We start from the raw sequence: 8,338 nt of genomic DNA on the forward strand, positions 1-8,338 counted from the left end.
TCCAGCGTCTGTTTGGTGGGGAGATGCGATTGCTCAACCAGCCGGATAATCTCGAGCTTTTCAGATGCGGGATATCTCATTCGATATCCTCCCCATCCCCGATCATGCTTTTTTTAAGCAGGCGGTTCTCGAGCGTCAGATCCGCAACGCATTCCTTGAGCGCGCTTGCTTCCCTGCGTAAATCCAGAACCTCATCATTGGTGGCGGCACGAGTTGTGTCACCAGCCAAACGTCGCTTGCCAGCTTCCATGAACTCCTTTGACCAAGAGTAATAGACGCTCTGGGCGATGCCTTCACGCCGACACAGCTCCGCAATGCTGTCCTCGCCACGCAATCGGTCGAGCACGATCCGGATCTTGTCTTCGGCGGAAAAGTGCCGCCGCGTTACACGGCGAATGTCCTTCACAACCTGCTCTGCGGATGATTTCGTCTTGGATGTTTTTGTCGTCATTCTGGGTCTTTCGTCACTCTGACGAGACCAGAACTCTCCTTAAATCGCAAACCCATTTCTGAGACATAGGTCCTGATGCCGGACACTCATAAATTGTCATTGGCGCGCAATTAAGCCACTTATGCGCGGATTGTGATTATTTAGGTGTACGTCGAAAAGCGTACGAACTATTTACACGGGTTTCTGCGTATCTGTATAGGTGTCGATATGAGTCGTTTAGTCTGTCTAATGATGGTCTTGATTGATTTGTTTATTTGACATACTAGTGTTGGGTGGGTGGTCTGGATTTTAGTTTTTGAGTGTAACGCTTTGTACTTGAGGGGGCGCAGTAAGGTGAGCAAGAAGATTTGTATGCGCAGCCTTGTGGGGGTGTTGGCAGTTGCAAGCATATTTGGGGTGAATGCCGCTGATCTAGGTCATTACGCTGGAGGGCAGTGCAGCAACTACCGTCAGTCTTATCTGCATCAACAGCCGGTCGATGATATTCGCCAGTCAGTTTCGGCAAACTTGTCGAGCGCCAAAGTCGGCATGGGTGATCCCCGTACGCTAACCAATTCGCGTCCGGCGTTTGTCTGGGCGATGGAGGCTCGCTGGGCATGTTCAGCGGCTCTTGGTTATTTGAACGGCGGTCATGTGGATGAAGAAACAGTACAGAAATGCGACTGTTTCCATCAGCAGTACCTGGCATTTCGCTGAGTTGCGTAGGACAGAGACTATATCAAATGATTAAGCTCATTAGAATTCTTCTGCTCTCGAGCGTAACTATAGCGACGCCTAGCATCTCTACGGCGATGGGGCTTACACAAGCTATTCAGATCGCCATGGATAGCAATCCAGATATTGGTCAGGCGATCCAAAACCACGACGCAATTGGTTTCGAGTTGCGCCAGGCAGAAGGTCTGTTTGCGCCGCGCATCGACCTTGAGGCCTCTACGGGTGTGCAGGCCCTCAATAACCCTTCTCGTCGGGCTCAAGGCATCCAGAACGATCCGCTTTATCCATCCCAAATCGGCGTAGTTGCGACCTACGACCTATACGATGGCGGCTTCCGTGACTTTGAGGTAGCCCGTCAGGCTGCGCGCGTCGACGGCGCATCTTATCGCGTGCTTGAACGCAGTGAATTCATCGCTCTGCAAATTGTGCGTGTCTATTATCAGGTCTTGCTCCAGCTCCAGATTGTCAATCTAACCCGTGAAAATGTGGGCTTCCATGAGACAATGGTTGGCGACGTGTCATCAGCCATCGAAAGCGGGCAGCTCACTGAAGCAGACCGTTTTCAGTCCATAGAACGTCTCGCTGCTGCCCGCGCGCGCCTGACCGAGGCTGGTGCTGAGCTGGTTGCGGCCCAGATTGAGTTCAAGACACTCGTGGGTATGATGCCAGGTACCGTTAGTGCGCCGGCGCGAGCATCTGCTGCCATTCCCACCTCCTTGGAATTGGCGATAGGCAAGGCAATCGTGAATAACCCGCGGACCAAAACAGTTGGTGCCGATATTGATGCTGCCTCCGCATTGGTTGATCAGGCATCGTCGAGCTTTAAGCCCAAGCTGCAATTGGAAGGTCGGGTCGCAACGGGCTACGATATTTCTGGAACTGACGAATGGCAGAACGATGCAAGCGTACGACTGTCGCTGCGCTGGAATATTTATGATGGCGGCATCACGCACCACAATGTTCAGGAACAGATGCGTCGTGAGAGCGAAGTCAAGTTGGTTTTCGATCAGACCGTGCGTGAAGTTGAACAAGCGGTTCGTGAATCTTGGCTTCGGATGAACACACAGGGCGAGCTCGCGCGGGTTTATGATGAACAGCTGGGTTCATCGGGTAGTCTCGTGTCGTCCTATCGCGACCAGTTCATCATTGGCGAGCGTTCGTTGTTAGACGTGCTTGACGCTCAGAACACACGCTACAATGTTCAAATTCTGCGCGAAACTGCACGATACAGTGTCATGTTTGCGGAGTACCGCGTCCTCGCTGCGAGCGGCACATTGCTGGATTTCCTTGAGGTTTCCGTCCACGGCAGTGCAGTGGCGGATACACGTTCGGTCTTCGATGTTCAGTCCTGGCAGGCTAGCGAACCACGTACATTGACGCCGCTCCTCCTCCCCGTCGCGGGTAACTAACACGCGTTGCAGCGAGCCGTTGCGGGCACCGCGCGGAACGGCTGCGTTGAATGTTGGGAGGGATGGTGCGTATGTCATCCGCAGCGGAAGATCACGAGAACTTATCGCAGCCGATCGATCCACTACTAGACTGTATGCGGTTTCTGGCGCGGGCTTGGCATAAGACCGATTCCGTAGCCACTCTGACCTCAGGACTGCCCCTCGAAAACGGCTTAATGACACCCGATTTGGCCGCTCGCACTTTTTCGCGCATTGGGGTCAGCATACGCCATGGCGAAGGCGCCCTTCACCGGCTCAAGCCATATGATTTCCCTGTACTGATGTTCCCAGCAGACCGTCCCCCTTTGGTGGTGCTGGGACGATTAGATCGGCGCAACTATAGGATCTACGACCCATTGCTCCAGGGCGAGGCGAGGGCCGATGCGCGGTCACTAAATGCACGCCGTTCCGTTCCTCTAATGTTTGCTGCTCCTGACTTTGAGGCCGTAGACGAAAGCAGTGGCATTCGAACTGCGCAAATCGGCCATTGGTTCTGGACTGCAGTGCGCGGTCACGCAGTTAGCGGCCCCTATGTGCTAGTCGCAGCAGCGTTCATTAACGTCTTCGCGTTGGCGTTTCCGCTGTTCACCATGAATGTCTATGACCGCGTATTGCCAAACGCGGCGCAAACGACACTCTGGGTCCTGGCCATTGGCATTGCTGTCGTCGCGGTATTTGACCTTTTGCTCAAGCTCGCCCGCGCTGGTGTAGTTGAATATGTGGGTCGCTCCATAGACATGAAGATGTCTTCGGCTCTCTTCGATCGGGTGTTGAATACGACCATGGCCGCTCGTCCCAATTCAACGGGTGCCTTCATTAGCCGCATCGGCCAATATGAGGTATTACGTGAATTCGTGGCGGCTAGTACTCTGGTGATGTTTGTTGACGCCTTGTTTCTGGGCGTCTTCGCTTGGGTTATCGCGCTGCTAATTGGCTGGTTGGTGGTTTTTCCGCTCTTGGCAGGCCTGATTGCACTCATTGTCACGCTTATTGTGGGAGGCTTGTCCAGCCGGGCGGTTAAGGCCGCTCTGGCAGAATCGTCGGCACGCAATGCCGTGCTGGTTGAAGCGCTCACCGGGGCCCAAACGGTCAAAGCTTCTCGCGCCGAAGGTCAGTTGCTCAAACGCTGGGAAGCAGCGGTGCTGGCCTCGTCACATACGCAGGATAAGCTGCGCTCATTGCAGTCCATTGCCACCAATGTCACAGCTACCCTTTCACAGATTTCCTTGGTTGGTATCATTGTTGGGGGATCTTACGCCTTCAGCTCGGGCGATGTGACGACCGGGGCAATTATTGCAGCCATGATGCTCTCCAGCCGGCTGATCGCGCCCATTGGCATGATCGCTGGCACCTTGCTACGCGCCCGTGCTGCTATTGAGGCGTACCAGACCTTAGATGGCATTATGAAATTGCCGGATGAGCGGCCTGTGCTTGCCAATCAAACCCAGCGTTCGGTGCAGCACGGGCGTCTCACGTTCAACAAGGTGCGCTTCTCTTACCCCAATACCAAAGTCTTCGTGCTTGATGGGATTTCGTTCTCGATCGAGCCTGGCGAAAAAGTCGGTATCATCGGCCGGATCGGCTCAGGCAAGACAACCATTGGCCGGCTGCTGGTCAATTTTCATCGGGCTAGTGAAGGCGAGGTTTCGATCGACGGGATCGACATCGATCAATACCACCCGGCGGACTTGCGCCGTGCGGTCGGCTTGGTTGTGCAGGACCCTGAGATTTTCAACGGCACTGTCCGCGAAAACATACTGATGAGTGATCCAACCGCCAGCGAGGAACGACTACTGAATGCGGCACGTCGCGCCGGGGTTGAAGAATTCGTAGCCCGTCATCCCAAGGGCTATGAGATGGACGTTGGCGAGCGCGGCATTCTGTTGTCGGGCGGTCAGCGTCAGGCCATTGCTTTGGCGCGAGCCATGTTGGTCGAACCTAAAGTCATGTTTCTCGACGAGCCATCGAGCTCGATGGATTTGGCCACGGAAAAGCAGCTGATCAAAAATCTAGAAGCAAGCCTAATGCCCGATCAGACAGTGCTTATCGCGACCCATCGCTATAGTCTCCTATCTTTGGTCTCACGCCTCATGGTTGTTGAAAATGGCAAGTTGATCGCGGACGGCTCGAAAGAGCAGGTGCTTGAGAAGCTGCGTACGCGGGCAGACGCACCATGAAATCAGCGAAGGATTCACGCGCGCCGAGGCGTCATTTGGGGGCTGAATTCGACAGACCGCCGCGCGGCTGGTCTCAGATCGTCTTCCTCATAGCTTGCATCTTTGTCGCTTTCCTGTTCTGGGCGAATTGGGCCGAAGTGGACCAGATCAGCCGCGCTGAGGGCAAAGTCATTCCCTCCGGCAAGTCGCAAATAGTGCAAAGCGCCGAACCAGGCGTTGTAACTGATATCTTTGTTCGCTCGGGCGAGCAGGTTTCATCAGGCCAACTTCTGGTGCGGTTGGATGACACCACGACAGCCGCGAGCGCCGGTGAAGTGGCGGCCAAGGTGTTGGCTCTGTCCGCGCAAGCCGAGCGTCTACGTGTCGAAAGTCTTGGCTTGGTTGCTGGAGCCTTTATCTGTCCGGATCGTGTCACCCTAGAGGCGCCAGGCGTATGCGCCGCGGAACTAGATCTGCTAACTTCAAGGCTGCAAAGCAAGCTGAGCACCGCCGAAGTGTTGCAGCAGCGCGTGGAGCAGCGTCAGCGCGAGCTTAATGAGATAGCGATCAATAAGACCCGCCTAGAGGCAAATCTGGCCATTTCCGAAGAGCGCCTCGCCTTGGTTGCGCCCCTCGCCGAGCGGGGCTTGTCGGCACGCACCGATCTGCTCGCTCTGCGATCTGAGGTGGGCGACCTTTCCGGCCAGATCGCTGCTGTCGATGAGGGCAAGGCGCGCTTGGCCGCGGCCCTACTTGAGGCGCAGTTGCAAGTCAAACAAGCCGATGAGCAGTTTCGACAAGAAGCTCTCTCCGAGCTCACGTTGCGACGCGCCGAACTCGCTAGTGCTGAGCAGCAGCTGCGTGGTGCGGCGGACAGAGTTAATCGCACCGAGGTGCGCTCGCCGGTCGATGGAATCGTCAATGCCATTGATGTCACCACCATAGGTGCTGTTGTCACTGCTGGCACTCGTTTGATGGACATCGTGCCAAAGTCAGATTTTCTGTTGGTCGAAGCTCGGCTCAAGCCATCTGACGTCGCTTTCGTCATTCCCGGGCAGCAGGCCCGTATTCAATTCACAGCTTATGATTTTTCTGTCTACGGCGGGCTCAGTGGCATCGTTGATAATGTGTCTGCTGACAGTCTCGTGGATGAACAAACTCGCGAAACATATTATCTGGTTACCGTCAGGGCCGAAGAAACTGTTCTCCACTATCGTGAGCAGCAGCTAGCCACTCTTCCCGGGATGGTGACAACCGTAGACATCATCACCGGCAAGCACTCCATTTTGCAATATCTACTCAAGCCGATTAACAAAGCTCGTCAGGAGGCCCTGATTGAGCGCTGAAAAAGGATCAGGCTCTGATCAGTTAGATACTCTCGCTGTCGAGAACGACTGGGCGCGACCGATCTTCCGCACGATCTCGCTCAACAGTGCGCGCCACGCGGTTCGTCTTGAACAAGTGTTTTGGGATGCGATTGCTAGGCTCGCCGCGCGGAAGAAAGTCAAGCCCGCAGACTATGCGCGAGAGCTGATGCAGATATCTCTGCCATCGGGCACAAACTTGTCTAGCGGCCTGCGCAGCGCGGTGGTGCGCAATTTATTGGACGAGGATCTGCGCTTGGCGAGCCTTGCCGAGCCGCTCGCTATAGTCAAACTCCTGCAACTGGCCCCAACACCTTCTTTTGCGCTCGATCGCAACAAGCAGCTAGTGCGGGTCAACGATGAATTCGTCCGCTATCTTCGAACCGCCATGGCGAAAAGTGGCCCAGCAGAAAAGGCGCAGCTGCGCTTGGATCAGCCAGCTGAAAAAATCTTTAGTGAGCTGCTAGATGTTGCGTCTGTTGAGTGCGGCGTTTCTATTGTTGTCGATAATTATGAGTGGCGCGCTGAGGCTAGGATTATTGCGCCTCCGCCAGTTCCTGTCAGTATATTGGTTGGGTATCTTTTGAAGTGATTTAGGTTAGTTATAACTGCGTATGCTTTGGTGTTAACGATAAGTAAATAAACAATTAAACTGCATAACAGGTTATGTACACGTAATGTAGCTGAAGTTGTTGAGGTGATTTCTGGATTGTATCTTGACCTTCAGGTAATTCAGTTTGCATGGAGGATGTTATGGTTGTGAGCGTCAAAAGCCCGATTTTCGGTTCGCAGGAGGATATCATCTCCTCGGCTGAAGTAATGCGGGTAGCTCAGTCGACAGCGGTTACAGCTAGCCCAACCTCCATAGCGCAAGATACTGCCTCTTCTACCGGAAGCGCACAGCAAGCTGCGCAACAGCTGGTCATTGAGGTCGAAGACGGGTCGGTGTTGCGCCTGCCAGAAGGCGTTAGCCTCGAACAGCCGCGTGCGAACGGTGCCGACCTTGAATTTGTCCAGCCAGATGGCACCACTATCGTTGTCCCAAATGGCGCGATAACTGGGCTCTCCATCGTTTTGGGCGAGGTCGAAATCCCCGAGTTCGCGGTGGCAGCGCTGTTTGAGGCGAATGGGATTGCTACTGCTGCTGGACCGGGCGGCAGCAATTCTCGCTCCAGCTCTGGCGGCAATTTTGAACAGCCGGTCGGCGGTATAGGTCCCGCATTTGACATCGGGGACCTCCTGCCCCCTACAGCGCTGTCGTTCAACTCGCCTGAAGATCGCGAATACTTTTTTGGCGAGCTGCTTGATAGGGCCGACGAGGGGGTGACGATCAATGGTCTGAATGTCACAGGGGGGGAACTCAAGGTTGATGAGGACGATCTGCCTGACGGCACTTCGCCGAACGGTTTGGCGCTGACGCAGACGGGAATCTTCACCTTCTCGGCGAAGGACGGGTTTGGTTCGTTGTCGATCGGCGGGATTGATGTTCGACTGGGTGCAACGCTGCCGCAGACGATCGTGGACAACGCGACCGGCACGCTGGTGGTGACCGGGTTCAGCTTCGATACCGTGACGGGCGTCGGCGCGGTCGACTACCGCTACACGCTCAAGGACAACACGTTGCTGCATACGACTGGCAACGGCGAAAACACGCTAACGCTGCCGTTCCCGGTTATAGTCAAGGATGGTGACGGCTCGCAGGCCAATGCCTCGCTCGACGTCACCATCGTCGACGACGTTCCTGATGCGAAGGACGACAGTGCGGCTCCGGCCGAGGATCAGCCTATCGTCATCAAGGTACTGGACGATGACGACAAGGGCGCTGATGGGGTCGACCTAGTGACCGGCGTTGAGCTGGAGACGGGTCCGTCGAAGGGCAGCGCCGTCTATAATGACAACGGCACCTTCACCTATACGCCGACGGCGGGCAAGACGGGCACGGACAGCTTCACCTACACGATCACTGACAAGGACGGCGACAGCTCGACGGCGACGGTGACGATCACGCTCGCGGCGGATTCCGCGCCAAAGATCACGGTCAATCACCCGGTTGCGGTTGTTGACGAGGACGGGCTTTCCGGGGCCAATGTGGATGGCACTCCGCTGGTCAGCGGTGAGGTGGACTCGACGGAGAACGCGTCCTACACCGGCACGATCACGGTCAACTACGGCAACGACGTTCCGGCCGACCTTCTGGGTGCGATC

General features: G+C 55.4%; 6 protein-coding genes and 1 pseudogene. 6 read left to right on the top strand and 1 reads right to left on the bottom strand.

Going from position 1 to position 8,338, the window contains the following annotated elements; genetic code table 11:
• Positions 1–451 (bottom strand): annotated as a pseudogene (locus tag JHL21_RS17535) (transposase); the annotation flags it as partial.
• A 333-nt stretch (positions 452–784) separates the two neighbouring features.
• On the opposite strand from JHL21_RS17535, the gene JHL21_RS17540 reads away from it, so the two are divergent.
• The 6 genes from JHL21_RS17540 to JHL21_RS17565 form a co-directional block, all read left to right on the top strand.
• A complete protein-coding gene (locus JHL21_RS17540) occupies positions 785–1,147 on the top strand; it encodes a hypothetical protein (RefSeq protein WP_200214990.1) in 363 nt (120 codons plus the stop codon).
• A gap of 26 nt (positions 1,148–1,173) precedes the next feature.
• Complete coding sequence (locus tag JHL21_RS17545; protein ID WP_200214992.1) at positions 1,174–2,574, top strand: TolC family protein; 1,401 nt, start codon at positions 1,174–1,176, stop codon at positions 2,572–2,574.
• A 71-nt stretch (positions 2,575–2,645) separates the two neighbouring features.
• On the top strand, positions 2,646–4,790 hold the full coding sequence (locus tag JHL21_RS17550) for a type I secretion system permease/ATPase (protein ID WP_200214994.1): 2,145 nt from the start codon (positions 2,646–2,648) through the stop codon (positions 4,788–4,790).
• A complete protein-coding gene (locus tag JHL21_RS17555; RefSeq protein ID WP_200214995.1) occupies positions 4,787–6,115 on the top strand; it encodes an HlyD family type I secretion periplasmic adaptor subunit in 1,329 nt (442 codons plus the stop codon). The genes JHL21_RS17550 and JHL21_RS17555 overlap by 4 nt, the downstream gene beginning before the upstream one ends.
• On the top strand, positions 6,105–6,725 hold the full coding sequence (locus tag JHL21_RS17560) for a ribbon-helix-helix domain-containing protein (protein ID WP_200214997.1): 621 nt from the start codon (positions 6,105–6,107) through the stop codon (positions 6,723–6,725). The genes JHL21_RS17555 and JHL21_RS17560 overlap by 11 nt, the downstream gene beginning before the upstream one ends.
• Before the next feature lie 161 nt (positions 6,726–6,886).
• Positions 6,887–8,338, top strand: a 1,452-nt coding sequence (locus JHL21_RS17565) for an Ig-like domain-containing protein (RefSeq protein ID WP_200214998.1), incomplete at its 3' end; no start/stop codon positions are given.

Origin of the sequence: Devosia sp. WQ 349K1 (genome assembly GCF_016595685.1) — a bacterium.
Lineage (GTDB): Bacteria > Pseudomonadota > Alphaproteobacteria > Rhizobiales > Devosiaceae > Devosia.